General features: G+C 72.7%; 23 protein-coding genes. 11 read left to right on the top strand and 12 right to left on the bottom strand.

Features of this window, described 5'->3' with window-relative positions; all coding sequences use genetic code 11:
• Nucleotides 1-50: 50 nt before the first annotated feature.
• Entirely contained in the window at nt 51-905 is an 855-nt protein-coding gene (gene pqqB, locus ACIBJH_RS25780; protein ID WP_399119210.1) for a pyrroloquinoline quinone biosynthesis protein PqqB, read from the top strand.
• Between the two features lie 12 nt (nt 906-917).
• Here the strand turns inward: pqqB and ACIBJH_RS25775 are convergent, their stop codons facing one another.
• The gene (locus ACIBJH_RS25775; RefSeq protein ID WP_399119209.1) at nt 918-1,319 is read right to left on the bottom strand and encodes a MarR family winged helix-turn-helix transcriptional regulator; all 402 of its coding nucleotides are present in this window, start codon (nt 1,317-1,319) and stop codon (nt 918-920) included.
• Between the two features lie 98 nt (nt 1,320-1,417).
• Nucleotides 1,418-1,768, bottom strand: coding sequence for a VOC family protein (locus ACIBJH_RS25770; RefSeq protein ID WP_019075909.1), 351 nt, complete (start codon nt 1,766-1,768; stop codon nt 1,418-1,420).
• 196 nt (nt 1,769-1,964) lie between these two features.
• On the opposite strand from ACIBJH_RS25770, the gene ACIBJH_RS25765 reads away from it, so the two are divergent.
• Nucleotides 1,965-2,669, top strand: coding sequence for an alpha/beta hydrolase (locus tag ACIBJH_RS25765; protein ID WP_399119316.1), 705 nt, complete (start codon nt 1,965-1,967; stop codon nt 2,667-2,669).
• On the opposite strand, the gene ACIBJH_RS25760 is transcribed toward ACIBJH_RS25765, so the two are convergent.
• Together ACIBJH_RS25760 and ACIBJH_RS25755 are read right to left on the bottom strand one after the other, a co-directional pair.
• Nucleotides 2,639-3,556, bottom strand: a complete 918-nt coding sequence (locus tag ACIBJH_RS25760) for a YihY/virulence factor BrkB family protein (protein ID WP_399119315.1) — start codon at nt 3,554-3,556, stop codon at nt 2,639-2,641. The genes ACIBJH_RS25765 and ACIBJH_RS25760 overlap by 31 nt on opposite strands.
• A gap of 104 nt (nt 3,557-3,660) precedes the next feature.
• Nucleotides 3,661-3,846 (bottom strand): hypothetical protein, encoded by a 186-nt coding sequence (locus ACIBJH_RS25755; protein WP_399119208.1) that lies wholly within the window; start codon nt 3,844-3,846, stop codon nt 3,661-3,663.
• A 203-nt stretch (nt 3,847-4,049) separates the two neighbouring features.
• On the opposite strand from ACIBJH_RS25755, the gene ACIBJH_RS25750 reads away from it, so the two are divergent.
• Entirely contained in the window at nt 4,050-4,535 is a 486-nt protein-coding gene (locus ACIBJH_RS25750) for a cation:proton antiporter regulatory subunit (protein ID WP_399119207.1), read from the top strand.
• A 5-nt stretch (nt 4,536-4,540) separates the two neighbouring features.
• Nucleotides 4,541-5,764: a cation:proton antiporter gene (locus ACIBJH_RS25745; RefSeq protein WP_399119206.1), complete on the top strand. Its 1,224-nt coding sequence runs from the start codon at nt 4,541-4,543 to the stop codon at nt 5,762-5,764.
• A 15-nt stretch (nt 5,765-5,779) separates the two neighbouring features.
• Here the strand turns inward: ACIBJH_RS25745 and ACIBJH_RS25740 are convergent, their stop codons facing one another.
• Nucleotides 5,780-7,192 carry a hypothetical protein gene (locus ACIBJH_RS25740; protein ID WP_399119205.1) on the bottom strand — a complete coding sequence of 471 codons (1,413 nt, stop codon included), beginning with the start codon at nt 7,190-7,192 and terminating at the stop codon, nt 5,780-5,782.
• 113 nt (nt 7,193-7,305) lie between these two features.
• Between ACIBJH_RS25740 and ACIBJH_RS25735 the strand changes: the two genes are divergently transcribed.
• Entirely contained in the window at nt 7,306-8,544 is a 1,239-nt protein-coding gene (locus tag ACIBJH_RS25735) for a molybdopterin-dependent oxidoreductase (RefSeq protein WP_399119204.1), read from the top strand.
• A 322-nt stretch (nt 8,545-8,866) separates the two neighbouring features.
• Here ACIBJH_RS25735 and ACIBJH_RS25730 read toward each other — a convergent pair whose 3' ends face one another.
• The 3 genes from ACIBJH_RS25730 to ACIBJH_RS25720 are packed head-to-tail and all read right to left on the bottom strand — an operon-like array spanning nt 8,867 to nt 11,054.
• A complete protein-coding gene (locus tag ACIBJH_RS25730; protein ID WP_399119203.1) occupies nt 8,867-9,700 on the bottom strand; it encodes a class I SAM-dependent methyltransferase in 834 nt (277 codons plus the stop codon).
• Nucleotides 9,697-10,314: a DUF2064 domain-containing protein gene (locus ACIBJH_RS25725; protein ID WP_399119202.1), complete on the bottom strand. Its 618-nt coding sequence runs from the start codon at nt 10,312-10,314 to the stop codon at nt 9,697-9,699. The genes ACIBJH_RS25730 and ACIBJH_RS25725 overlap by 4 nt, the downstream gene beginning before the upstream one ends.
• Nucleotides 10,311-11,054: a glycosyltransferase family 2 protein gene (locus ACIBJH_RS25720; protein WP_399119201.1), complete on the bottom strand. Its 744-nt coding sequence runs from the start codon at nt 11,052-11,054 to the stop codon at nt 10,311-10,313. The genes ACIBJH_RS25725 and ACIBJH_RS25720 overlap by 4 nt, the downstream gene beginning before the upstream one ends.
• 105 nt (nt 11,055-11,159) lie before the next feature.
• Between ACIBJH_RS25720 and ACIBJH_RS25715 the strand changes: the two genes are divergently transcribed.
• Nucleotides 11,160-11,915: a response regulator transcription factor gene (locus ACIBJH_RS25715; protein ID WP_399119200.1), complete on the top strand. Its 756-nt coding sequence runs from the start codon at nt 11,160-11,162 to the stop codon at nt 11,913-11,915.
• Between the two features lie 2 nt (nt 11,916-11,917).
• Nucleotides 11,918-13,030: a sensor histidine kinase gene (locus ACIBJH_RS25710; RefSeq protein WP_399119199.1), complete on the top strand. Its 1,113-nt coding sequence runs from the start codon at nt 11,918-11,920 to the stop codon at nt 13,028-13,030.
• 152 nt (nt 13,031-13,182) lie between these two features.
• Here the strand turns inward: ACIBJH_RS25710 and ACIBJH_RS25705 are convergent, their stop codons facing one another.
• From ACIBJH_RS25705 to ACIBJH_RS25695, 3 genes are all read right to left on the bottom strand, one after another.
• Complete coding sequence (locus ACIBJH_RS25705) at nt 13,183-14,181, bottom strand: NAD-dependent epimerase/dehydratase family protein (protein ID WP_399119198.1); 999 nt, start codon at nt 14,179-14,181, stop codon at nt 13,183-13,185.
• 75 nt (nt 14,182-14,256) lie between these two features.
• Nucleotides 14,257-14,949: a response regulator gene (locus tag ACIBJH_RS25700; protein WP_399119197.1), complete on the bottom strand. Its 693-nt coding sequence runs from the start codon at nt 14,947-14,949 to the stop codon at nt 14,257-14,259.
• Complete coding sequence (locus tag ACIBJH_RS25695; protein ID WP_399119196.1) at nt 14,946-16,157, bottom strand: sensor histidine kinase; 1,212 nt, start codon at nt 16,155-16,157, stop codon at nt 14,946-14,948. The genes ACIBJH_RS25700 and ACIBJH_RS25695 overlap by 4 nt, the downstream gene beginning before the upstream one ends.
• Before the next feature lie 143 nt (nt 16,158-16,300).
• Between ACIBJH_RS25695 and ACIBJH_RS25690 the strand changes: the two genes are divergently transcribed.
• Both ACIBJH_RS25690 and ACIBJH_RS25685 read left to right on the top strand, forming a co-directional pair.
• The gene (locus ACIBJH_RS25690) at nt 16,301-17,830 is read left to right on the top strand and encodes a nitrilase-related carbon-nitrogen hydrolase (protein WP_399119195.1); all 1,530 of its coding nucleotides are present in this window, start codon (nt 16,301-16,303) and stop codon (nt 17,828-17,830) included.
• Nucleotides 17,831-18,268: 438 nt separating this feature from the next.
• On the top strand, nt 18,269-19,615 hold the full coding sequence (locus tag ACIBJH_RS25685; protein ID WP_399119194.1) for a hypothetical protein: 1,347 nt from the start codon (nt 18,269-18,271) through the stop codon (nt 19,613-19,615).
• 39 nt (nt 19,616-19,654) lie between these two features.
• Here ACIBJH_RS25685 and ACIBJH_RS25680 read toward each other — a convergent pair whose 3' ends face one another.
• Nucleotides 19,655-20,686, bottom strand: coding sequence for a LacI family DNA-binding transcriptional regulator (locus tag ACIBJH_RS25680; protein ID WP_399119193.1), 1,032 nt, complete (start codon nt 20,684-20,686; stop codon nt 19,655-19,657).
• A 188-nt stretch (nt 20,687-20,874) separates the two neighbouring features.
• Here ACIBJH_RS25680 and ACIBJH_RS25675 point away from each other — a divergent pair, with 188 nt between their 5' ends.
• Both ACIBJH_RS25675 and ACIBJH_RS25670 read left to right on the top strand, forming a co-directional pair.
• The gene (locus ACIBJH_RS25675) at nt 20,875-22,896 is read left to right on the top strand and encodes a beta-galactosidase (RefSeq protein ID WP_399119192.1); all 2,022 of its coding nucleotides are present in this window, start codon (nt 20,875-20,877) and stop codon (nt 22,894-22,896) included.
• Between the two features lie 477 nt (nt 22,897-23,373).
• Nucleotides 23,374-23,655 (top strand): ArsR family transcriptional regulator, encoded by a 282-nt coding sequence (locus ACIBJH_RS25670; RefSeq protein WP_399119191.1) that lies wholly within the window; start codon nt 23,374-23,376, stop codon nt 23,653-23,655.

Here is a 23,655-nt window from a genome sequence, read left to right as displayed (position 1 = left end):
CGGCGTCGATGTCGGTGCCGATTCCGATTCCGCAAGGGGGCGCGATCGTCGTGAGGGTCGTCCTGCTCGGTACCGCCGCCGGTGGCGGTTTCCCGCAGTGGAACTGCGCCTGCGCGCTGTGCGCCGCCGCCCGGGACGGGAAACTGCCCTGGCGCACCGAGGACTCCGTGGCCGTCACCGGCAACGCGCGCGACTGGTGGCTGCTCAACGCCTCACCCGACGTCCGCACCCAGGTCGCCGCCACCTCCGCGCTCTCGCCGGGCCCCGGCCCGCGCGAAACCCCCGTGCGCGGCGTGCTCCTCACCGACGCCGAGCCCCACCATGTGGCGGGTCTGACCGCGCTGTGCGGGGCGGCGGGCCTCAAGGTGTACGCCCCGCGGCCCGCCCTCGCCGCGCTCACCCCGGCCCGGACCGTCCTGGACCGCTACGCCCCCTGGGAGTGGGCCGACAGCCTCGCCGAGGACGGGTTCGTACTCGCCGGAGGGCTGGTCGTCACGGCCCATCCGGTGGGCGAGGGGCCACCCGAGTACGTGCCGCCGGCCCGCCGCCCGGACGACCGCTGGACGGTCGCGTACCGCGTCGAGGATCTGGCGACCGGCGGGGCATTCGTCTACGCACCCCGCATCGGCGCCTGGACCGCCGCTCTCGACGACCTGCTGGAGACGGCGGACTGCGCGGTGCTGGACGGCACCTTCTTCGGTGCCGACGAGGTGGGCATGGGACAGCTGTCCGTCACCGGCCCCGGGGGCAGCCTCACCGCGCTCGCCCGTCACCCCGGGGTCCGCCGGATCTACACCCACCTCGGCAACACGAACCCGCTGCTCGACCCCGGCTCGACGGCGCGGGCGCAGGTGAACGGAGCGGGGGTCGAAGTGCTCATGGACGGGGCCGAGTTCGTGGTGTGAGGCGGGTGGCGCCTATTCCCGCGTGTCGTCCAACATCCGTGCCAGTACGTCCCGTTGGAGCGGCAACACCCGCGTGTGCAGATCGCGGCCCTTGCGGGTCAGCGCGACCCACACCCCGCGGCGGTCCTCGACGCACACGGAGCGTTCCACGAGGCCGTCCTTCTCCAGCCGGCCGATGAGTCGGGAGAGCGCGCTCTGGCTGAGATGGACCCGTCCGACCAGGTTCTGCACCCGGCAGTGGTCGCCGTCCCGGGGCGCCTCGGACGCGAGCATGTCCAGCACCTCGAAGTCGCTCGCGCCCAGCCCGTGCGGGTGCAGCACGCGGTCGATCTCGCACATGGTGCGCGCGTGCACGGACAGGATGTCCCGCCACTGGTCCTCTAGCTGCCGGGCACCGGCCGACTTGACTGCCATACCTGCACGGTAACACCGATCCGGCCAATCGTTGAGTCTGCAACTAGTGCGCGTGCAAGTAGCGCGTACGGGTCGCCGGGCCGGTACGGCGACAGGGGTCAGGCGGCCGGATTCTGGGTCAGCCCGACGAAGTTCCCGTCCGCGTCCTTCACGAAGGCGATCAGCTTGCCGCCGCCGACGTCCTGGACGTCCTGGACCAGCTCGGCCCCCGCCTCCACCAGCGCCGCCACCCGCGTCCGGATGTCGTCCACGGTCCAGTACGGCACCGGTCCGGTCATGCCCCGGGAGTGCCCGTTCGGGTCGAGACCGACGTCCTGCCCCGCGGCCTTGTAGCCGACGTAGTACGGCTCGTCCGCGTACGGCTCGACCCCGAGCAGGGCGCCGAACAGGGCCTTCGCGCGGTCCAGGTCCTTGACGGGGTAGATGATCGTGTTCAGACCGTCGGTCATGGCGGGCTCCTCCGTGAAGCGTGCTCCGGCGGATTTCGCCGGTGAATTCAGGCTAGGGCGGGGGAGCGGGTGGAGGCTTCTCCAATCCTGACCGGCTGCCGTGCGGGGGCGACGCGTCGTCCGGGGGAGGATCATCTCCGTGACCCGCGACGCGGAGGTCGCGGCGAGGCCGGAACACCGGAACAGGGGGCACACCGTGGTGCAGCAGGACGAGACCGAACTTCCGCCGCCCGCGCCCGGAGGCGCGCTGCTGCTCCGGCACCGTCCGGCCCGCCCGCGGGCGGCCGTCCTGGTCCTGCACGGCGGACAGGAGACGAGCCACCGTCCCGCCAGGCCGTGGCAGCTCGCCGCGCTGCGGATGGGACCGTTCGCGCGGGCGGTGCCCGGCGACGACATCCTCGTCGCCCGGGCCCGCTACCGCGTGCGCGGCTGGAACGGCGAGCGTGCCGACCCCGTGCGGGACACCCACCGCGCGCTGGACGAACTCGCCCAACTGGCGGGCCCCGTACCGACCGTGCTGCTCGGCCACTCGATGGGCGGCCGGGCCGCCCTGCGCGCCGCCGGTCACCCGCAGGTGCGCGGTGTGGTCGCGCTCGCGCCGTGGTGGCCGCCCGGCGAACCGGTGGAACAGACGGCCGGCCGACACATCCTCTGCCTGCACGGTGACCAGGATCGCGTCACCTCACCCACCGAGTCGGCGGACTGCGTGCGCCGGGCACGGGCCACGGCCATCCGTACCGGAATGGCCCTCATCGGCGGCGGCGACCACGCCATGCTCCGCCGCCACCGCCTCTGGCACGACACCGCGGCGGCCCTCGTCGCCCACCTCCTCGACCCCGCCGGCACACCGGATCCACTGCCCGAGGAGTCCTACGGGACGGCCGGCTTCCCTGTGCTGTGACCGGTTGACCGGGAGACCGGCCCGGCCAGTTCGGCGGCGAACTGCGCCCCCGTGAGCAGCGCCAGGTTCGACAACCACAGCCAGACGAGGAAGACGACGATGCCGGAGAGCGAGCCGTAGAGCCTGCTGTACGCGCCGAGCGTCGAGGCGTACGACGAGAAGCCCGCCGAGACGGCCAGCCACAGCGCGGCGGCCAGGGCGCCGCCGGGCAGGGTGTGGCCGCGTCGGCGCGCGGAGGCCGGGCCGGTGTGGAAGACGACCACGACCAGGAGGACCACCAGGCACAGCAGCACCGGCCAGCGCAGCAGGTTCCACGCCCAGGCCGCGGTGCTGCCCATGCCGAACATCCGGCCGACGACCTCCGCCAGCGGGCCGGTGAGGATGAGGGTCAGTGTGCCGACGAGGAGCAGACCGAGCAGCACCAGCGCGGTGAGCACGATCCGGGGCACCTTGCGCCAGGTCGAACGCCGGTCCTCCGTGCCGTGCATCCGGTGCAGGGCGCGGCGGAACACGGCGAGATAGCTGGACGCCGACCACAGCGCGCTGCCCGCACCGGTCACGAGCAGCGGCCAGGCCGTGCCGTCCGCCTGCAGCGCGTGGGACAGGACGGTGTGCAGGTCGGCGCCCGAGTCGGCCGGGGCGTAGGCGGCGACATGGCTGATGAACTCCTCCGCCGTGTCCGGACTGATCATCCCGAACCCCAGGACCGTCGCCAGCATCGCGGGGAGCACGGCCAGGATCGCGTAGTACGTCAGCGCCGCCGCGTAGTCCGTGATGTCGTCGTTCCACAGCGCGACCGGCGTCCGCCGCAGCGCGGGCCACCAGCCGGCGGGCGGCCGGAACCCGACGACCCGGCGGGCCCGGCCCGCGTACGGCCCCGCCGCCAGCGCCTCGGCCGGCGCCTGGGGGCGCACCGCGCAGTCGGCGGGCGCGGGCAGGGCGAGGCGCCGGGCAGCCCCGAACCGCAGCCGCCCGCGCTGTGGGGCGGCGCTCATCGGCGGTTTCGCTCGAACGCGTTCCGTACGTCCCGGACGCTGCCGCCGCCCTCGACCCATCGGCCCGCCGCCCATCCCAGCGCGCCCAGCGCGGCGACGAGCAGGAAGGCGCCGAACCCGCCGAACCAGCCCGCGAACGCCGGCGCCATACCCGCGATCATCCCAACGAACGGTGTGCTCATGCCCATCCACCTCTCACCCGGATCCCCTTGTGCCCGTGACCGGCCGCCCTACTCCAGGGTCGGGAAACTCAGTCAGCATGACGGCCTGTTGCGGTGAGGACGGAATCGCCTGTTTTGCAGCGACCGAAAGGTCAAGGGCTGCTAAAGAAACGTCAAGAACGTGTAAGGTTCACGGAGATCTTCGAGGAACAGGGGGACACGTCATGGGCACTCCACGCGTGAGCAGTACACCGTTGCCGGGGATCGGTGTCCGCTACGACCTGACGACACGTGAGCAGCGCGTGCTGTCGGTGGTCGCGCACCGGGACGGTGAGCGGACCCTGAACGCGTACCGGTCCGACGACCCTGACGCCTGCGCCCTCTCCGTACGGCTGACCACGACGGAGACGGCCGCGCTCGTCGACGCCCTGCTGCCCGAGCACCACAGCCCGAACCTGCTGTCCACCACCGAACTGGGCCTGGTCGCCGAGCGCGTCCAGCTGTCGGCGCTCTCGTACTGGAACGGGCGGGTCCTCGGCGAGACCAGAATGCGCACCGAGACCGGTGTTTCCATCGTGGCCGTGCTGCGCCGGGCCGAGGCCGTGCCCTCCCCGACACCGGACTTCCGGCTGGCAGGCGGGGACACCCTGATCGTGATCGGCACCCGCGAGGGCGTCGAGTCGGCCGCCGCGATACTCGGGCGGGAGTGAGCGCGATGCACTCCTCCGCGAGGTTCCTGATCGAGTTCGGCGCGATCATCCTGGCCCTGGGACTGCTGGGCCGGTTCGCCGCACGCTTCCAGTTCTCCCCGATACCGCTCTACCTCCTGGCCGGGCTCGCGTTCGGCGAGGGCGGGCTCCTGCCGCTGGGCACCAGCGAGGAGTTCGTCGCCATCGGCGCCGAGATCGGCGTCATCCTCCTGCTGTTGATGCTCGGCCTGGAGTACACGGCCAGCGATCTCGTCTCCAACCTCAAGACCCAGTACAGCGCGGGTCTCGTCGACGCCGCCCTGAACGCGCTGCCCGGCGCCGCCATGGCCCTGCTGCTCGGCTGGGGACCGGTCGCCGCGGTGGTGCTGGCCGGCGTCACCTGGATCTCCTCCTCCGGCGTCGTCGCCAAGGTCCTCGGCGACCTGGGCCGCCTCGGCAACCGCGAGACCCCCGTCATCCTGAGCATCCTCGTCCTCGAAGACCTCTCGATGGCCGTCTACCTCCCGATCGTCACCGCACTCCTCGCCGGCACGGGCCTAGCCTCGGGCAGCCTCACGCTGGTCGTAGCCCTCGGCGCCGCGGCCCTGGTCCTGCTCGTCGCGGTCCGCTACGGCCGCCACATCTCCCGCTTCGTCTCCAGCGACGACCCCGAGAAACTGCTGTTGGTCGTCCTGGGCCTGACCCTCCTGGTTGCCGGACTCGCCCAGCAGCTCCAAGTCTCCGCCGCCGTGGGCGCGTTCCTGGTCGGCATCGCCCTGTCCGGCGAGGCCGCGGAGGGCGCACACAGCCTGCTCTCCCCGCTGCGGGACCTGTTCGCCGCCGTGTTCTTCGTCTTCTTCGGCCTGCACACCGACCCGGCGAGCATCCCGCCCGTCCTGCTGCCCGCGCTCGCCCTGGCGATCGTCACCGCGGGCACGAAGATCGCCACGGGATACTGGGCGGCCCGGCGCGCGGGCATCTCCGCCAAGGGCCGCTGGCGGGCGGGCGGCACCCTGGTCGCCCGCGGCGAGTTCTCCATCGTCATCGCCGGACTCGCCGTCACCGCCGGCATCGAACCCTCCCTCGGCCCCCTGGCCACGGCATACGTACTGATCCTGGTCGTCGTCGGCCCGTTGAGCGCCCGCTACACCGAGCCGCTGGCCACCCGCCTGACCGGGCGCCGACGCGACAAGACCGCCCCCGTGGCCGACGCGAACACCACGGCTCCGGAGCCCCACGAGGTGGCGTAGGCCCGTGCCGGCGGCTCACCAGCCCGTCAGGAGCAGGTGGTTGAGGAGCAGGGCCAGAACGGCCTGCGCGGTGAGCCAGGCGCGGGGCCGGGGGAGGAACGCGCAGGCGGGCAGCAGCCACATCGCGAACGGCAGCCAGATGCGCTCCGTCTCCGCCTTGCTCATGCCGGAGAGATCCGCGACGAGCAGGGCGAGCAGCGCGGCGAACACCAGGAGGGCGAGCCGGGGTTGGGGTGCGGCGGTATGCAAACCGCGGCGCGGTACCGGGAGTTGGGTGCCGGTCCGCCGCAACCCCGCCACCGTCGCCGGGCCCACGATCAGCGCGGTGCAGGCCAGATTCGCCCACACCCAGTAGCCGTACGGCCGGGTCCCGCCGACCCCTTCGTAGTAGCGGGTGATCAACAGGCGGTACGCCTCCCACCAGTTGAAACCGAGCAGAGTGAACACCACTGGTACGACGGCGAGTCCGGCGACGACGTACGGGAGCGGACGGAGCCGGCGCTGCCCGAGCAGCAGTGCGGCGCCCGCGATCACCGCGAACAGCGTCAGGCCGTACGACAGATACGCGGTGAGACCGAGGAACAGCCCGGCGGCGAGACCGGCCGAGCGCGGACGGTGTCCGGTGACCGCGAGGGCGAGGAACGCGACGGACCAGGCGGCGACCGCCGCGAAATACCCGTCCGCCGAGGTGCCCACCCACACGGCGGCCGGGGCGAGGACGAGGAACGGGGCGGCGCGGCGGGCGAGTTGCTCACCGGCGAGCACGCGCACGGCGACGAGGACCGCCGCGCCCGCCGTCGCCCCGACGGTGATGCACCAGACACCCGCCCAGGCCCCGCCGCCGAGCCCGATCCGGTCCAGGAGGACGAAGGTGACCGTGGCCGCCGGGGGATGCCCGGCGATGTGCGCGGGCCAGGGCGCGGGGGAGTGGCTGAGGATGTGATGGGTGAAGTCGCGCAGGGTGGCGGGGATGTCGTGGAAGCGGCCGATGACCGTCAGGTACTCGTTCGTGGTCGTCAGCCGTCCCGCGATGCCCCGCTGCCAGCCGTCGACCAGGGCCAGCGAGAACGTCCAGGCCATGGCGGTGCCCCAGGCGCTGAAAAGTAGGGCCCGCCAAGGCAGTTGGGCAGCCAGGACGGGGCCGTAGGCCACCACGGCGACCGCGACGGCGAGTGCCGCCGGGGTGCCGGGGCCGACGTGCGGTTCCCACTGGGCGAAGACGGGTGGCCAGCCGACGAAGAGCGAGTGGTGGCGCCGCTGGATCGCGGTGCCGACCAGCACCGCCACCAGGACGAGCAGGGCGGCGGCGAGGGCCGCCGACAGATCGCGGACGTGGTCGCGCGGGCGGTCGCCCGGAGTGTCATGGGGACGGTCGGCGGGGCGGGCGCCGTGGCGGCGCTCGCGGTCGACGAGAAGATCGCGGTTCACATCGCCACGCTAGGTCGGGGTGCGTCCGGCGGAGCCTCCGCCGAGACGGACGTCAGAGTTTCGTCATGGTTTGCGAACCCGTTCGGGGGGTGTCCCCGGCCTACGGTCGAGGCATGCCACGCTCCCCCTCCTCGCCCGCCTTCTGGCGCAGCCCGCTGCGCGGCCCCTGGTTCACCTCCGTGCTGGGCGTCGTGCTGCTCGTCGGGATCACCGTGCTGTTCGTGACGGGTCTGCTGTCGTACGCGGCCTACAACCCGGACCTCTCGCCGGTGAACGACCAGACCCCGGACAAGGGCCTCCTCGGCTTCTATCTCTTCGCCTGGCCGACCGACCCGTCCTGGCTCTACCGCCTCACCCAGGGCACCCACGTCACCCTCGGCATCGCGCTGATCCCCGTCCTGCTGGCGAAACTGTGGTCGGTCGTCCCGAAGCTCTTCGCCCTGCCGCCGGCCCGCTCCCTCACCCACGCGCTGGAACGGCTCTCGCTACTGCTCCTCGTGGGCGGTGGCCTGTTCGAGTTCACCACGGGCGTGCTCAACGTCCAGCTCGACTACGTCTTCCCCGGCTCCTTCTACCCCCTGCACTTCTACGGCGCCTGGGTCTTCTTCGCCGCCTTCCTCGCGCACGCCGTCCTGAAGACACCGGCGGCCCTGCGCAACCTGCGCCACATGAGGGGCGAACACCCGGCGGAGGAAGGGGAGTTGGTGACCCCGAACCCCACCGAGCCCACCGTCTCGCGCCGCGGTGCCCTCGGTGTGGTCGGCGGTGGATCGCTGCTGCTGTTCGGCACGACAGTGGGCCGAGGCTTCGACGGACCACTGCGGGAGACGGCGGTACTCGCACCCCACGGCGGCCCCGAACCGGGCTCAGGACCCGGCGCCTTCCAGATCAACAAGACGGCGGCGGCGGTCGGGATCGACGCCAGGGAGACGTCCGAGGACGCGTGGCGCCTGGTCGTCGAGGGCAACGGCCGCACGGTCCGTCTCGGCCGGGCCGCGCTGCTCCAACTCCCGCTGTACAGCGCCGCGTTGCCCATCGCCTGCGTGGAGGGCTGGTCGACCTCCGACCAGTGGTGGCGAGGCGTAAGGCTGCGGGATCTCGCGGCACTCGTCGGCTACGACACCGACACCGCCCCCGACGTCCTGGTGGAGTCCCTGCAACGGCACGGGGCGTTCCGTCGGTCCGCCCTGCGCGACAACCAGGTCCGTGACCCGCGCTCGCTGCTCGCCCTGTTCGTCAACGGCGCCGACCTCACCCCCGACCACGGCTACCCCGCCCGCGTGATCGTCCCGGCGGCACCGGGCGTGCTCAACACCAAATGGGTGGCCCGTATGACCTTCGGAGACCTGTGATGCGTATTCCGTTCCGACGGCCGGCTCTCGGCAGCCCGCTGCAACTCCTCCTGCTGGCCTGCTCGTTCGCGCTCGCCGGGTACGCGGGGGTGCGGCTGCTCGCGGACGACTGGTTCGGGGTGGCGCTGTGGCTGGTGGGCGCGGCGGTGCTGCACGACCTGGTGCTGGTGCCGTTGTACGCGGGCGCGGACCGGGCGCTCGCACGGGTGCTGGGCACCGCCGGACACCGGGAGTGGACGGGGTACGTCCGGATCCCGGCGCTGCTCTCCGGTCTTCTGCTGCTGGTGTGGTTCCCGCTGATCAGCGGGCAGGTCGCGGACCGCTACAGGTCCGCGACCACGCTCTCCGGCGACGGTTTCCTGTCCCGCTGGCTGCTGGTCACGGCTGCGCTGTTCGGCGGCTCGGCCGTGCTGCTCGTCCTGCGGTCGCTGCGGCTGCTGCGGTTGCGCAGGGCGAGGAAGGAGCGGTCGTCGGCCGTCCACTGACCCTCCGGGCGCCACCCGGCCCGATCGGCGTGGCGCAACAGGGCCGGGGTGCCGACACGGGCCCACGGGAAGGACGTACCGGAGGCTCCACGGCCGTCGGCGACCCGCACCCGTACCCGTTCGTCGACGTCGACCGGAGCGGTCTCGACAATCAACAGCCCTTTGTCAGCGAGGAGTTGGGACATCCGCCGCAGCAGGGCGTGCGGGTCGCCGCCGATGCCGACGTTGCCGTCGATGAGGAGGGCGGTGTCCCAGCGGCCCTCGCCGGGGACGGGTTCGAAGACGGACCGGCGCAGGGCCTGCCCGCCCAGCCGGACGGTGTGCGCGACGGCCGCCTCGCTGACGTCGATGCCCAGCACCGGCCGCCCCTGCGCGGAGAGCGCCGCGACGAGCCGACCCGGTCCGCAGCCCACGTCGAGCACGGCCCCTTCGCACCGGCGCAGCACCTCCCGGTCCGCCGCGTCGGCCTCCGCGCACCAGCGCTCCACCTCCAGGGGCAGCAGCCAGCCGTCGGTACGGCGGAGGAAGAGCGGGCCGCGACCGGTGCGCAGGGCGTCTGTGTACGGGTCGGCGGACCAGGGGCGTGCGGGGGAGTCCGACGGCGGGCAGCCGATGAGCGCGGTCACCGGGCGCGCGCCCTCGCCGGTCGGCACCGGACGCGCCGCACTCACCTGCCGACTCCCGTCCTCAGCCGTGCCAGTTCCTTCGTGAACCGCCCCTCCGGTGCCTCGGCGGCGACCAGTTCTGCGTCGTACGCCGTGTCGACGTCCCGCAGGGGCGGGAGGTCGCGGACGCGCAGGCCCGCGGTGGTGAGCCGGGCGCGCTGGACGGCGCCGGTGGTCGGCGTCGACATCGGTACGCCCCGCAGGAGCGCCGGGTCGGGGTCGGCGAGGCCGAGCGCCCAGAAGCCGCCGTCCTCGGCCGGGCCGAAATACGCGTCGCAGTCGGCGAAGTCGACGGTGAGGAGCGCGGGCGTCACCTGGGGTGTGTCCATGCCGACCAGCAGCGCGGGCCCGGCGCAGGCGGCGAAGGCGGCGGCGAGCCGTTCGTCGAGCCCTCCGCCGCACTGCGGTACGACGTCGAAGCCGGGCGGCAGCCAGGGGCCCGGCGTTCCGTCGAGCACCAGCACCCGCCGCCGCGCGGGTGTCGCCAGCAGTACGTGCAGGGTGTCGACGAGCGAGGCCTCGGCGAGCGAGGCGGCCTCCTCGGGCGTGAACGGCGGAGTGAGCCGGGTCTTCACCCGTCCCGGGCGCGGTTCCTTGGCGATGACGAGAAGGGTGGTCACCGGGAATGGGCTCCTTGAGGTGAGGGGACGGCTGTCGGCGCTGCCACGGGTTCGGCCAGCACCCGGCTCATGTCTCGTACGGCCTGCCAGGTGCCGCGCCAGGTCCCGGTGACCTTGGAGGCGCCGGTGCGGGGCAGATACGGCACGTCGTGCTCGGTGACGCGCAGACCGGCGTCGGCGGCCCGCACCACCATCTGGAGCGGATAGCCGCTGCGGCGGTCGGTGAGGCCGAGCGCGAGCAGATCCGTGCGGCGGGCGGCCCGCAGCGGGCCGAGGTCGTGCAGCCGCAGCCCGGTGCGACGGCGCAGCATCCGGGCCAGCGCGAGATTGCCCGCCCGGGCGTGCGCGGGCCAGGCCCCGCGCCCCTGCGGCCTGCGCCGACCGAGCACGAGATCGGCCTCGCCGTCGCGTACCTCGCGGACGAAGTCCACCAGCAGGGACGGATCGAGCGAGGCGTCGCAGTCGCAGAAACACACGATGTCCGCGGTGGCGGCCAGCAGCCCGGCATGGCAGGCGGCGCCGAACCCGCGGCGCTCCTCACGCACGACGGTGGCGCCGAGGCTGTGGGCGAGTTCCGCGGAGCCGTCCGTGGACCCGTTGTCCACGACCAGCGCGCGCCAGCCTCGCGGAATGCGGGCCAGCACCCAGGGCAGGGCCTCGGCCTCGTTCAGACAGGGGAGGACCACATCGACGGGCGCCGGGTCCGGATCTGGTGGGGGAGGTGTCGTCACGGCTTTCACCCTACGAGCGCGAATCCGGCATACCGGACTTCGGTTCCTTACGAAACACGGACGTCGGGGCAGCGGATTCGGATGGCGGGCGCGGCCGGTGGGACCCTTGATGACATGCAGCAGCCGTACGAATCCCCAGGTGCCGTGCCCGTCGAGAGCGAGCACGCCCACCCGACGCGCGTCCTCGTGGTCGACGACGACCCGACCGTCGCCGAGGTCGTCTCCGGATACCTCGACCGAGCCGGATACGTCGTGGACCGCGCGGAGGACGGGCCGGGCGCGCTCGCCCGGGCCGCCGCGCACTGGCCGGACCTGGTGGTCCTCGACCTGATGCTGCCGGGCATGGACGGCCTGGAGGTGTGCCGCCGGCTGCGCGGCCACGGACCCGTGCCGGTCATCATGCTCACCGCGCGCGGCGACGAGGACGACCGGATCCTCGGTCTGGAGGTCGGCGCCGACGACTACGTCACCAAGCCGTTCAGCCCACGCGAACTCGTCCTCCGCGTGGAGTCCGTCCTGCGCCGCTCCGGCCCCCCGGCCGCGACCCGCCCCCTGCGCGCGGCCGGACTCACCGCCGACCCCGCCGCCCGCCGCGCCACCAAGAACGGCACCGAACTCGCCCTCACCCTGCGGGAGTTCGACCTCCTCGCGTTCTTCCTGCGACACCCGGGCCGGGCGTTCAGCCGGGAGGACCTGATGCGGGAGGTCTGGGGATGGGACTTCGGCGACCTGTCGACCGTCACCGTGCACGTACGGCGGCTGCGCGGCAAGGTCGAGGACGATCCGGCCAGGCCCCGGCTGATCCAGACGGTGTGGGGCGTCGGCTACCGCTTCGAGCCCGCCCGCACCGGCTCGGTCGAGGAGGGCTGATCATGCGCGACATGCTGCTCATCGCCCTGTTCGCCTTTCTGGGCGCCGCCGGAGCCGGGGTGCTCGGCGCGGGCGCGCTCTGGCTGCTGCGTCGGCGGTCCCTCACCGCGTCCGTGTCCGTGGTCGCCGCCGTCGCGGTGACGGCGATGCTCGCGGGCACGCTGGCGGTGGCGCAGGCGATGTTCCTGTCCTCGCACGACCTGTCCGTCGTCACCACCGTCGTCGCCATGGCGGCCGTGGTCTCCCTGCTCACCGCGCTGCTGCTCGGCCGCTGGGTCGTCGCCCGCAGCCGTGAACTCGCCCGCGCCGCACGGGACTTCGGCGACGGCGGCGACTTCTCGGCACCCGAGGGCGCGGCGACGGCCGAACTCGCCGACCTGAGCCGTGAGTTGGCCGCGACCAGCGCCAAGCTCGCCGAATCCCGGGACCGCGAACGCGCGTTGGAGTCCTCGCGCCGCGAACTCGTCGCCTGGATCTCCCACGACCTGCGCACCCCGCTCGCCGGACTGCGCGCGATGTCCGAGGCCCTGGAGGACGGCGTCGCCGCCGACCCCGACCGCTATCTCCGCCAGATCCGCACCGAGGTCGAACGCCTCAACGACATGGTCGGCGACCTCTTCGAACTCTCCCGCATACACGCCGGGACCCTCACGCTCTCCCCGTCCCGCATGTCGCTCTACGACCTGATCGGCGACGCCCTCGCCGGCGCGGACCCCCTTGCCCGCGAGCACGGGGTGCGGCTGGTCGGCGACCGGATCGTGGCGGTGCCGGTCGAGGTGGACGGCCGCGAGATGAGCCGCGTGCTGGGCAACCTGCTGGTCAACGCGATCCGCCGGACACCGGCCGACGGCACGGTCGCGGTCGCCGCCGAACAGTCCGCCGAGGGCGTGGTCCTCTCGGTGACGGACGGCTGCGGCGGCATCCCGGAGGAGGATTTGCCCCGCGTCTTCGACACGGGCTGGCGCGGCACCCACGCGCGGACACCCCCGGCGGGGGCAGGCCTGGGCCTGGCGATCGTGCGCGGCATCGTGGAGGCCCACCAGGGCCGGGCCGCCGTACGGAACGTGTCCGGCGGCTGCCGCTTCGAGGTGACCCTGCCGATGGCCGAGGGCTGACCACCGCTGACTCCCTCGGCCGCCCGGCCGGACCGAGGGACAGTGCCCGGTCGGGCCGGGGGCAGGCGTCGGGTCGGACCGAGGGACAGGGCCGGGCCGAGGGGGCGGCCGCCCGAGCGGCGAACGCAGGAGGCGCCCCGGCCGCCCAGCTGCTACCGCTCCCCGCGCAACTTCGACACCGCGAACTCGCGCATCCCCTCCGGGAATCCGACCTCCGCCTTCCAGCCCAGCTCGGCCCGCAGCCGTGACGAGTCCGCCGTGATGTGGCGGACGTCGCCGAGCCGGTACTCCCCGGTGACCACGGGCGCGGGTCCGCCGTACGCGGCGGCCAGCGCGTGCGCCATCTCGCCGACGGTGTGCGGGTCCCCGCTGCCCGTGTTGTACGCGGTCAGCGCCCCCGCCCGGGACTCGGACTCCAGCGCCGCCACATTCGCCGCCGCGACGTCCCGTACCTGCACGAAGTCCCGCCGCTGGCCGCCGTCCTCGAAGACCCGAGGCGCCTCGCCTCGGGCGAGCGCGGACCGGAAGAAGGAGGCGACTCCGGCGTACGGGGTGTCGCGCGGCATCCTCGGGCCGTACACGTTGTGGTAGCGCAGCGAGACGGCCGAACCACCCGTGGCGCGCGCCCAGTTCGCCGCCAGATGCTCCTGGGTCAGCTTGGTCGTCGCGTACACGTTGCGGGGGTCGACCGGAGCGTCCTCGCCCACCAGCCCCGGCGTCAACTCCTCGCCGCAGCGCGGACATCGGGGCTCGAAGCGCCCCGCGTCCAGATCGGCCACGGCCCGGGGCCCCGGCCGCACCGGCCCGTGCCACTCGCAGGCGTAGGAGCCCTCGCCGTAGACGACCATCGACCCGGCGAGCACCAGTCGGCGCACCTCCGCGTCGGCCATCGCGGTCAACAGCACGGCCGTACCGAGGTCGTTGTGGGAGACATAGTCGGGCGCGTCGGCGAATCCCGTGCCCAGTCCCACCATCGCCGCCTGATGGCATACGGCGTCCACGCCCCGCAGCGCGAGCGCGACGGCCTCGCCGTCGCGCACGTCCGGTCCGTCGCGCAGGTCGAACACCACCGCCTCGTGTCCGCGCGCGGTCAGCGCCTCGACGACATGGGACCCGATGAACCCGGCACCGCCGGTGACCAGTACTCGCATGTGTCAGACGCTAGGACCGCCGACCCGGCGCGTGGCAGTGGCACGGCCGCGGTGTCACCGGTCCGTAAGACCTGCTCACGGGGTTCCGGTGAGGCCCGCGCGCTGCGCGATCAGGGCGGCCTGCACCCGGTTGTCGAGGCCGAGGCGGGTGAGGATGCGGTTGACGCGGCTCTTCACGTTCGCCTCGCTGAGCCCGAGGTCGGAGGCGATCCGGGAGTTGGAGAGGCCGCGGGCGACCAGGACGAGGACCTGCAGTTCGCGCTCGGTGAGCAGTTCCGTCAGCGCGGGCTCGCCAGGTGCCGGGGCCGGTGCGTCTGCGAGAAGCGCTGTCGGCAGCGCGGTCAGGGTGTCGATGAGCCGGCGGGTGACGCTCGGCGCGAGCACGGGCTCTCCGGCGGCCGCCGCGTGGAGGGCGCGGGCGAGGTCGTCGGGATGGCTGTTCTTCAGCAGGAAGCCGGCCGCGCCCGCCCGAAGCGCCGCGTGCACGTACTCGTCGAGGTCGAACGTGGTGAGGACGACGACCCGTGGCGCGAGCCCCGGTCCGGGCCAGTCGCCGACGATGCGCCGGGTGGCCTCGACGCCGGTCGTGCCGGGCATGCGTACGTCCATCAGCACGACGTCGGGCCGGAGTTCGGCCGCCCGGGCCACGGCCTGTGCACCGTCCGCCGCCTCGCCGACGACCGACAGGCCCTCGCGGCGGTCGATGACCAGCCGCAGCGCGGTCCGGACGATCTCCTGGTCGTCGACGACGAGCACACGTACGGTCATCCGGCCGCCTCCGCGGGTCGTGGCGCCGTCCCGCACAGGACGGCGCGCAGCCCCCAGCCGCCGTCCGCGCGCGGCCCCGCCGCCAGCTCACCGTCGAAGGCCGCCACGCGTTCCCGCATGCCGACGAGCCCCCGGCCGGAGCCGGTGACGGACCGGTGGCCCGGAGCGGCCGGGTCGTTGCGCACCTCGATGACGAGGCCGCTGTCGTCGCCGCACACGCTGACCAGCACATCCACGGGCCCCGCGTGCTTGACCACGTTCGTCAGCGCCTCCTGCACGATCCGGTACGCCGAGACCCGCATCCCCCCGGACGGCGCCGCCCCCGCCCGGATCTCCGGCGTGTACGTCACCCGGCACCCGGCCGACCGGGCGGCGTCGATGAGGGTGTCGAGGTGGTCGAGCGACGGTTCGGGCGCGAGTTCCCCCTCCCGGAACGACAGCAGCCCGAGCAGCCGCCGCATCTCGACGAGCGCGGTGTCGGCGGTGGTGGCGATCAACTCGACCCCCTGAGCCGCGAGGGGCGGATCGTCGTCCATGACGTCCTGCGCGGCCCGGGCCTGTACGGCGATGGCGCTGACGTGGTGGGCGACGACGTCGTGCAGATCTCGGGCGATACGGGCCCGCTCGGCGATCGCCGCCTGCCGGGCGTTGAGGTCCTGCTCGGCCCTGAGCCGCCGGTTGAGGTCGCGCAACCGGTCGGCGTCGGCGCCGATCCTGCGTCTGCCGTGCCCCAGGATCCAGGCGAGGGCGAAGAAGAAGACGAACGTGGTGGCGCTGATCGGCTCAAGCGACCCGAGCTGCGGAGTCTGCCAGTGCCCGCTGAGAGCGTCGGCGGTCATCGCGACGGCCAGGCACAGCAAGGCTCCCGGCAGACTGGCCGCGACCGGTTCGTACCGGGCCAGGGCGTACACCCCGAGCATCAGCAGGAACGGGCCGGGGATCTTCCCCGGGATCGGACCGAGCACCTGGAAGGCGACGTAGAGGACGGTCATCGCGGCCAGCACGGTACGAGGACGGGTCCGCCGCCACAGCAGCGGGACGGTCTGCGCTCCCCACAGGGCCACGGCCCACGCGCTCGGCGCGGGGCTGCGGCCGAGCACCGTGGCCATGTCGAACAGCGTCAGACCGCCGCCGAGCGCGACATCCGTCAGACGCGGCCGGGCGGCGAACCAGCGCTGTGCGGCCCGTGGCAGGGCCCTCGTCTCCATGACCATCTCAGTTCATCAGGCTAGGGCAGCGGCAGTTCGGCCGGATCCTCCGCCGGGCGCGCATCGATGGTTGCGCGGTCCCGCCGAAGATCGCCGCGGGGACGGAGGCGCCCTGGGGTGCCGCACTCCTAGCGTCGTTCCCCATGACGAACCTCCCCGCAGAACAGACCCGCCCTTCTCCCGCCACGGCTGAGGCGACCACGTCCCTTGACCGGAAGGGGAGTTCACGCCCCGCCGCGAGGTGGGTCCTGCTCCTGCTCGGCACCGGGACCTCGCTGTTCGCGGTGGGCGGCCGGTGGGACGTCCCGGCCGCCGCCTGGATCTCGCTGGTGCTCCTGCTGCGCTTCACGCGGACCGGCCGTCCGTGGTCCGGGGCCCTGTGGATCTGGGCGGCGCACGCGGTGGCCGCCGTCTTCTGGGTCCAGGAGTCGGCGATCGGCTTCGGGCCGGTGGTGGTCGTGGGCGCCGTCGCGCTGGCCGCCCTGCAGACGCTGCCGTTCCTGGCCGACAGACTGCTGACCGGCCGGCTGCGCCCCGGCCCGGCGGCCCTCGCGTTCCCGGCCGCCGTCGCCGCCACCGAGTTCCTGATCACCGTGGTGTCCCCGTTCGGCACCGCCTACGGCTCGCTCGCGGTCACTCAGTACGGTGACCTTCCGCTCCTTCAGGTCGTCTCCGTCACCGGCCCGTGGGGGATCGGTTTCCTGATCGCCTACTTCGCCAGTACCGTCAACCGTCTCTGGGAACGCCCCAGTTGGCGAGGCGGCCTGGTCTATGTGGCCGTCCTGCTGACCGTCGTACTCGCCGGTGGTGCGCGTCTCGCCCTCGCCCCCTCGACGGCTCCCACCGTCCGTGTCGCCGGAATCAGCCCCGGCCGGGCCGTGACCGACGCGCAGCAGGCGGTGTTCTCGAAGGTCCCGGACATCGCCACCGCGCCCGCCGCGACGGTCGAACCCGCCATGACCGCCGTCGAGAACGACCTGCTGGCCGCCACCCATCGCGAGGCCGCCGCCGGAGCGAAGATCGTGATCTGGCCCGAGGAGGCCGTCAAGGTCCAGGAGTCCCGTGAGCCGGCCGCCGTCACCGCCGCGCAGGACCGGGCCCGCCGGTCGGGCGTCTATCTGGAGATCGGCGTCCGCGTCTACAGCAGGAGCGGACCCGCCCACGACAAGGACGAGGCGCTCCTCATCGACCCGCGCGGAAAGGTGCTGTGGACCTACCAGAAGGCCCACCCCATCCCGGGCTCCGAGAAGTTCACGCCGGGCGACGGTCGCGTGCCCGTCGCCGACACCCCGTACGGCCGGATCGCCAACGTCATCTGCTACGACGCCGACTTCCCCGCGATGATGCGGACCCGCGCCGACATCATGCTCGTCCCCTCCCACGACTGGCGGGAGTACGGAGCCGCACACACCGAGAAGGCGAGCCTGCGGGCCGTCGAGGGCGGCTACTCACTGATCCGCCAGGACGCGGAGGGCGTCTCGGCCGCCTACGACCACGAGGGCCATGTCCTCGCCACCACCGACTACTTCACGACCGAACAGCAGACCATGGTGGCCTACGTGCCCGTTCACGGCGTCACCACGGTCTACGACCGGATCGGCGACACCTTCGCCTGGCTCTGCCTCGCCTGCGTCCTCGCGCTCACCGTCACCGCCCTCGCCCGTCCCGAGTGACGGACCGTCCCCGCCGAAGAAGAAGCTCAGCACGACCGCGACGGTCGAGGCGACGGCGAGCCGCAGACCCCAGGTGGCCGCGGAACCGTCCACGAGCACGGACGAGACGGCGGGCAGGTCGAGCAGGACACCGCTCAGGGGCAGCGAGCCCGCACCGCTCAACAGGTAGACCCACAGCGGGGGTTGGTTGGAGACGACGAGGACCGAGGCGGTGAGGACCACGATCACACTGAGTACGACGGTGAGCGAAGTGATGTCCATGGCCACGAGCATTCCGCCCGGCGGCCGGCGAATCGTCGCCGCGGCGGAGGATCGGCGTCTCTACCAAAGGGTATAGACACGCCTCCCACTACAACCTTTCGTATCGGTGGACCGTCCAACTCCCGCCCGGTACTGATCACTTGCCGGGGTCTCTGTCGTACCAACATGGGGGATGTCATGAGATCTGTCTCCGTCCGGCGTCGCTTGCGTCGCGGAGCCTGTGCCGGCGCCGTGGGGGCGCTGCTCCTCACCGGTCTCGGCAGCGGGGCCGCCTTCGCCGACGACGAGCCGCAGACCGACAACCTGTGGATCCAGGCGCCGTACGACCAGTCGGTCACCGTGGCCTCGGCCGACGGCACGGCGATGTACCGGACGCTGAAGCTCGGGCTGTACCACGACAACGACAACTTCACCGTGACGGACGGTCACCTGACCGTCGACGTCTCCGGGCTCGCCGGGGTCGCGGAGGTGGCCTGGCCCGACAACTGCACGCCGAACGGCGCGGGAACCGTCGCCGTGTGCGACACCGGGGACGTGCCCACGCGCTACAGCGCGGAGGTGCAGCTCCAGGTGCGGGCCGTCGCGGGCGCCGCCGTGGGAGCGCAGGGCACGATCGCGTACTCCGCCGAGGCCACCGGCGGACCCGACGGCACACTCACCGCTGCAGAGGGCAGCACGACCCCCGTCACCGTCCGCTCCGGCCCGGACCTCGGCATCGACGCCCAGCAGGACAGGACCGGCGTCGCGGTCGGCACCGACCTCACCGTGCCCTTCGCCGTCACCAACACCGGCAACGAGACCGCCCACGGCTTCACGGTCCAGCTGTACGCGACGTACGGCCTCGACATCGTCACCCGCTACCCGCAGTGCACCTACACCGAGCCGGACGCCACTGGCACCTACATGCCCATGACGCACGCGACCTGCGCCTTCGACACCGACATCGCGCCCGGCGCCACCGTCGAACTGCCCGCGCCGCTGCGGCTCACCGTCAATGACCACGCGCTCTTCGAGCGGTTCGACTACGACATCGAGCCCGTCGACGGCGTCACCGACCTGGACAGCTCGGACAACAGCCGCGCCTGGAACATCGACGCCGACAACACCGCCGACTTCGCCGCGCACGGCACCGAGGTGAGCGGCGCGGTCGGCGACACCGTCACCGCCGCGATCCGGTTCACCAACGACGGCCCGGCCTGGGTCGCCAACGCCGGCTCCGGCGACCCGGTCGCCACGGTCGACTTCTACCTCCCGGAGGGCACCACCGCCACGTCCATGCCCAGCACCTGCCACGGCGCCCGGTCAACGGGCGACGACTCGGCCGTCCCGCACTACGCCTGTGACCTGCCCATCTGGGCCGGGCCCGGCGCGGACGTCAGCTTCCCGTTCCGGCTGCGCATCGACCGGGTGGTCCCGGACGCGACCGGCCAGGTCATCGTCCACGCCCACGCCGACCGACCCGCCGTCTTCGACCCGAACAGCGCGAACAACACGGCCGAGGTGGTCGTCAACCCGACCGCCTGACGGCGACGAGGAGGGGGCGTGCCGCGAGCGCGCCCCCTCCTACGTCGACTCCCGCTTCACCAGCTCCGTCGGCAGGATCACCGCCGCCGTGTCCTCGCCCCCGATCTGCGCCAGCAGCACTCGCACCATCTCCGCGCTGATCCGGTCGAACGGCTGCCGCATCGTGGTGAGTTCGGGGCTGGACGCGAGCGCGGCGGGGGAGTCGTCGAAGCCGCCGACCGCCACGTCCTCCGGCACCCGCCGCCCGGCCCGCTCCAGCGTGGTCAGCACGCCCCGCGCCATCAGGTCGGAGGCGACGAACACCGCGTCCAGGTCCGGGACCTGGGCAAGCAGCCGCTCGGCGCCGCGCTCGCCGCTGAGCCGGCTGTAGTCGCCGGAGACGACGAGCCGGTCGTCCACCTCGACGCCCGCCTCGGCGAGCACCTCCTTGTATCCGGCGAGGCGCTCCACACCGCCCGGGGTGTCCAGCGGTCCGGTGACCATACCGATGCGGCGACGGCCCAGGGAGAGCAGATGCCGGGTCATGTCCCGGGCGCCGTCCCGGTCGTCGGCGGCCACATAGCTGATCTTGGAGCCGAGGCCGATCGGCTTGCCGCACGCGACCAGCGGCACGCCCGCCTCGCTCAGCTCCTCCGCCACCGGGTTCCCGGAGTGGCTGGAGACCAGCAGCACCCCGTCGACGTGCCCGGAGGTGATGTACCGCGTGATGCGCCGCCGCTCGTCCTCGGTGCCGGCCAGCATCAGCAGCAGCGGGATGTCGTGCGCGGCCAGCGCCTGGGTGCAGCCGCGCAGCAGGATGTTGAAGTTGGGGTCCTCGAAGAACTTCTCCTGCGGTTCCGTCAGCAGGAAACCGACCGAGTCCGAGCGCCCGGTGATCAGGGAGCGGGCGTGCCGGTTCACGACGTAACCCGTTCTGCGGATGGCCGCGTTGACGGCCTCCTGCGCGGCCGGGCTCACATAGTGCCCGCCGTTGAGGACCCGCGACACCGTGCCCCGTGAGACGCCGGCCTCGCGTGCCACGTCATGGATCGTCGGTGGTCTGCGCCGACCCCCCGTATTGCTCATGGTCACGACTCTACGGCTCCCGGGCCCGGAGCCCGAAGCACCGCTGGGTGACCCTTATGGGAGCGTTCACAGCATTCACGACAGAGAAACATCGGGGACACTTGTCAGCGGTCACGGACGTGCGGTTATGTTGGGGCAACGCTTCAGGGCGCGCTGTGTGCACGTTCCCAAATGATCGACTACGGGAGAGATCCATGCCGGAGACCACACCCAAGGGGCTCACCAGGCTCGCCTTCGGTGGGGACTACAACCCCGAGCAGTGGCCGGAGAGCGTCTGGCAGGAGGACGTCCGGCTGATGCGGGAGGCCGGCGTCACCATGGTGAGCGTCGGGATCTTCTCCTGGGCCCTGCTGGAACCCGAGCCCGGTGCCTACGACTTCGGCTGGCTCGACCGCCTCCTGGACCTCCTGCACGCCAACGGCATCCGCGCCGACCTCGGCACGCCCACGGTCGCCCCGCCCGCCTGGTTCTACCGCGCCCACCCCGAGGCCCTCCCCGTCACCGCCGACGGCACCCGCTACGAGTTCGGCTCACGCGGCGCGATCTGCCACAGCAACGCCGACTACCGCGCCGCCGCCGCGAACATCACCACCCGCCTCGCCGAGCGCTACGGCACCCACCCCGCCCTCGCCCTGTGGCACGTCTTCAACGAGTACGGCGTCCCCGTCTCCGCCTGCTACTGCGACTCCTGCGCCGCCCACTTCCGCCGCTGGCTGACGACGACATACGGCAGCGTCGACGGCGTCAACGAGGCCTGGGGCACCGCCTTTTGGGGCCAGCGCTACGCGACCCTCGACCAGATCAACCCGCCCCGCCTCACCCCGACCGCCGTCAACCCGGCCCAGGCGCTGGACTACACGCGGTTCGCGGACGCCACCATGCGCGAGAACTTCATCGCGGAACGGGACATCCTGCACCGCCTCGTGCCCGGCATCCCGGTGACCACCAACTTCATGGCCGCCCTCAGCCAGTGCGAGTCCGTCGACTACTGGGCCTGGGGCCGCGAGGTCGACCTCGTCACCAACGACCACTACCTGATCACCGACGGCCGCCGCACCCACGTCAACCTCGCGATGGCCGCCGACCTCACCCGCTCCGTCGCGGGCGGCGCCCCCTGGCTGCTCCTCGAACACTCCACCTCGGGCGTCAACTGGCAGCCCCGCAACCCCGCCAAGGCCCCCGGCCAGATGGCCCGCAACGCCCTCTCCCACGTGGCGCGCGGCTCCGACGGCGCGATGTTCTTCCAGTGGCGCCAGTCCCGGCGCGGCGCCGAGAAGTTCCACTCCGCGATGCTCCCGCACGGCGGCACCGAGACCCGCGTCTGGCGCGAGGTCGTCGAACTCGGCGCGTCCGTCGACGAGTTGAGCGCTGTACGCGGGACGCGCACGCAGGCCGACGTGGCCGTCGTATGGGACTGGCAGTCGTGGTGGGCACAGAAACTGGAGTGGCGCCCCAGCCAGGACCACGACGCCCGCGAGCGCGCCGACGCCTTCTACGAGGCCCTCTACGACCGCCACCTCACCGTCGACTTCGCCCACCCGGAAGCCGACTTGTCGGCCTATCCCCTTGTCGTCGTACCCGCCCTGTACCTGACGACGGAGGCGGCCGGCCGCAACCTTCAGCGGTACGTCGAGCAGGGCGGCACCCTCGTCGTCTCCTACTTCTCCGGCATCGTCGACGAGCACGACGCCGTCCACGAGGGCGCGTATCCCGGCGCGCTGCGGGACGTACTCGGCCTGACCGTCGAGGAGTTCTCGCCGCTGCTGGAAGGCGACCGGGTGCGCATCACCGGCCCGGACGGCTCCGAACTCACCGGTGACGTATGGACCGAGTTCGTGGTCCCGCGCGGTGCCGAGACCGTCTGGACGTACGCCGAAGGTCTCACCGCCGATCACCCGGCCGTCACCCGCCACCGCCTCGGCGAGGGCACCGCCTGGTATGTGTCCACGCGTCTCGACGCGCACGGCCTCGATGCCCTGCTCGGCTGGGCGGCCGAGGACGCCCGGATCGCGCCGCGCGCCGAGCTGCCGTACGACGTCGAAGTCGTGCGCAGGGAAGGCGAGTCGGGCAGCTTCCTCTTCGCGATCAACCACAGCGCCTCGGACGTCAAGGTGCCGCTGGGGGCCGACGGCACCGAGCTGCTGACCGGCGAGCGGGCCGCGGGCGGTCTCGCGGTTCCCGCCGGAGCCGTGCGGGTCGTACGACTCGACGGCTGAGCCGACTCCCCTCCGCCCGCGAGAGCCGTGAGCCGCGGGCGGAGGGGGACGTCCACGGCCTGGCGTGCGTTCGTGTGCGGGTGTGGCCGTGTGGGTCCGCCAACTCCGGCGTCGGAGGCGGGAGTTCGTCCCCGGGTGGGTTGCCGCGTCCCGTCCGTTGTGCTGCGCCTCGGCGTCGACGGCACCGAGCCGCTGTGGTGAACGTGCCGCGGGTGCGCGGTTCGACGGCGGTCGGCGTGCGTGCGTTCTTGTGCGGCTGCGGCGGTGTGGTTCGGCCAACTCCGGGTCCGGAAGCCGGAGTTCGTTCCCGGCGGTCTCCGCGCGTCCCGCCCGTTGCCCCATGCCCCAGCGGCGACCGCCGCGTCGAACAGGAACGGTCGGTCCCGGACAAGGGGCACCGAGTCCGGGACGCGGTGGACCGTGCTGCGGGAGAGTGGGGGGACGCGGCAAGCGGCGCGCAGGACGGAGGGGCACGAGATGCTGAGGACTCCGGCAAGTCAGCGGCGACTGGACATCCTGGAGTGGCTGAGAGATCCGGCCGCCCACTTCCCGGCACATCGTCATCTCCATGAGGCCGGGGTCAGCTCGGAGGCGGTGGCGGCCAAGCTGGGCGTGTCCCGCCAGGTGGCCGACACCCACCTCGAACTTCTCGCGTCCCTGGGCCTGTTGCGCACCCGGCGGATCCGGCTGCGCACCTACTACCAGCGCGACGAGGTCCGGATCGCCGAGGTGGCCCGCATGTTCGAGAAGGGCTGGTAG

It is taken from the genome of Streptomyces sp. NPDC050548 (assembly GCF_044457385.1).
GTDB lineage: Bacteria > Actinomycetota > Actinomycetes > Streptomycetales > Streptomycetaceae > Streptomyces.
This window is presented reverse-complemented; position numbering and strand designations above follow the sequence as displayed.

Excerpts from the sequence above, each read along its gene's own strand:
- ACIBJH_RS25775 (WP_399119209.1), bottom strand. The coding sequence starts at position 1,319 with ATGGCAGTCAAGTCGGCCGGTGCCCGGCAGCTAGAGGACCAGTGGCGG.
- ACIBJH_RS25770 (WP_019075909.1), bottom strand. The coding sequence starts at position 1,768 with ATGACCGACGGTCTGAACACGATCATCTACCCCGTCAAGGACCTGGAC.
- ACIBJH_RS25755 (WP_399119208.1), bottom strand. The coding sequence starts at position 3,846 with ATGAGCACACCGTTCGTTGGGATGATCGCGGGTATGGCGCCGGCGTTC.
- ACIBJH_RS25750 (WP_399119207.1), top strand. The coding sequence starts at position 4,050 with ATGGGCACTCCACGCGTGAGCAGTACACCGTTGCCGGGGATCGGTGTC.
- ACIBJH_RS25745 (WP_399119206.1), top strand. The coding sequence starts at position 4,541 with ATGCACTCCTCCGCGAGGTTCCTGATCGAGTTCGGCGCGATCATCCTG.
- ACIBJH_RS25735 (WP_399119204.1), top strand. The coding sequence starts at position 7,306 with ATGCCACGCTCCCCCTCCTCGCCCGCCTTCTGGCGCAGCCCGCTGCGC.
- ACIBJH_RS25715 (WP_399119200.1), top strand. The coding sequence starts at position 11,160 with ATGCAGCAGCCGTACGAATCCCCAGGTGCCGTGCCCGTCGAGAGCGAG.
- ACIBJH_RS25710 (WP_399119199.1), top strand. The coding sequence starts at position 11,918 with ATGCGCGACATGCTGCTCATCGCCCTGTTCGCCTTTCTGGGCGCCGCC.
- ACIBJH_RS25705 (WP_399119198.1), bottom strand. The coding sequence starts at position 14,181 with ATGCGAGTACTGGTCACCGGCGGTGCCGGGTTCATCGGGTCCCATGTC.
- ACIBJH_RS25700 (WP_399119197.1), bottom strand. The coding sequence starts at position 14,949 with ATGACCGTACGTGTGCTCGTCGTCGACGACCAGGAGATCGTCCGGACC.
- ACIBJH_RS25695 (WP_399119196.1), bottom strand. The coding sequence starts at position 16,157 with ATGGAGACGAGGGCCCTGCCACGGGCCGCACAGCGCTGGTTCGCCGCC.
- ACIBJH_RS25690 (WP_399119195.1), top strand. The coding sequence starts at position 16,301 with ATGACGAACCTCCCCGCAGAACAGACCCGCCCTTCTCCCGCCACGGCT.
- ACIBJH_RS25685 (WP_399119194.1), top strand. The coding sequence starts at position 18,269 with ATGAGATCTGTCTCCGTCCGGCGTCGCTTGCGTCGCGGAGCCTGTGCC.
- ACIBJH_RS25675 (WP_399119192.1), top strand. The coding sequence starts at position 20,875 with ATGCCGGAGACCACACCCAAGGGGCTCACCAGGCTCGCCTTCGGTGGG.
- ACIBJH_RS25670 (WP_399119191.1), top strand. The coding sequence starts at position 23,374 with ATGCTGAGGACTCCGGCAAGTCAGCGGCGACTGGACATCCTGGAGTGG.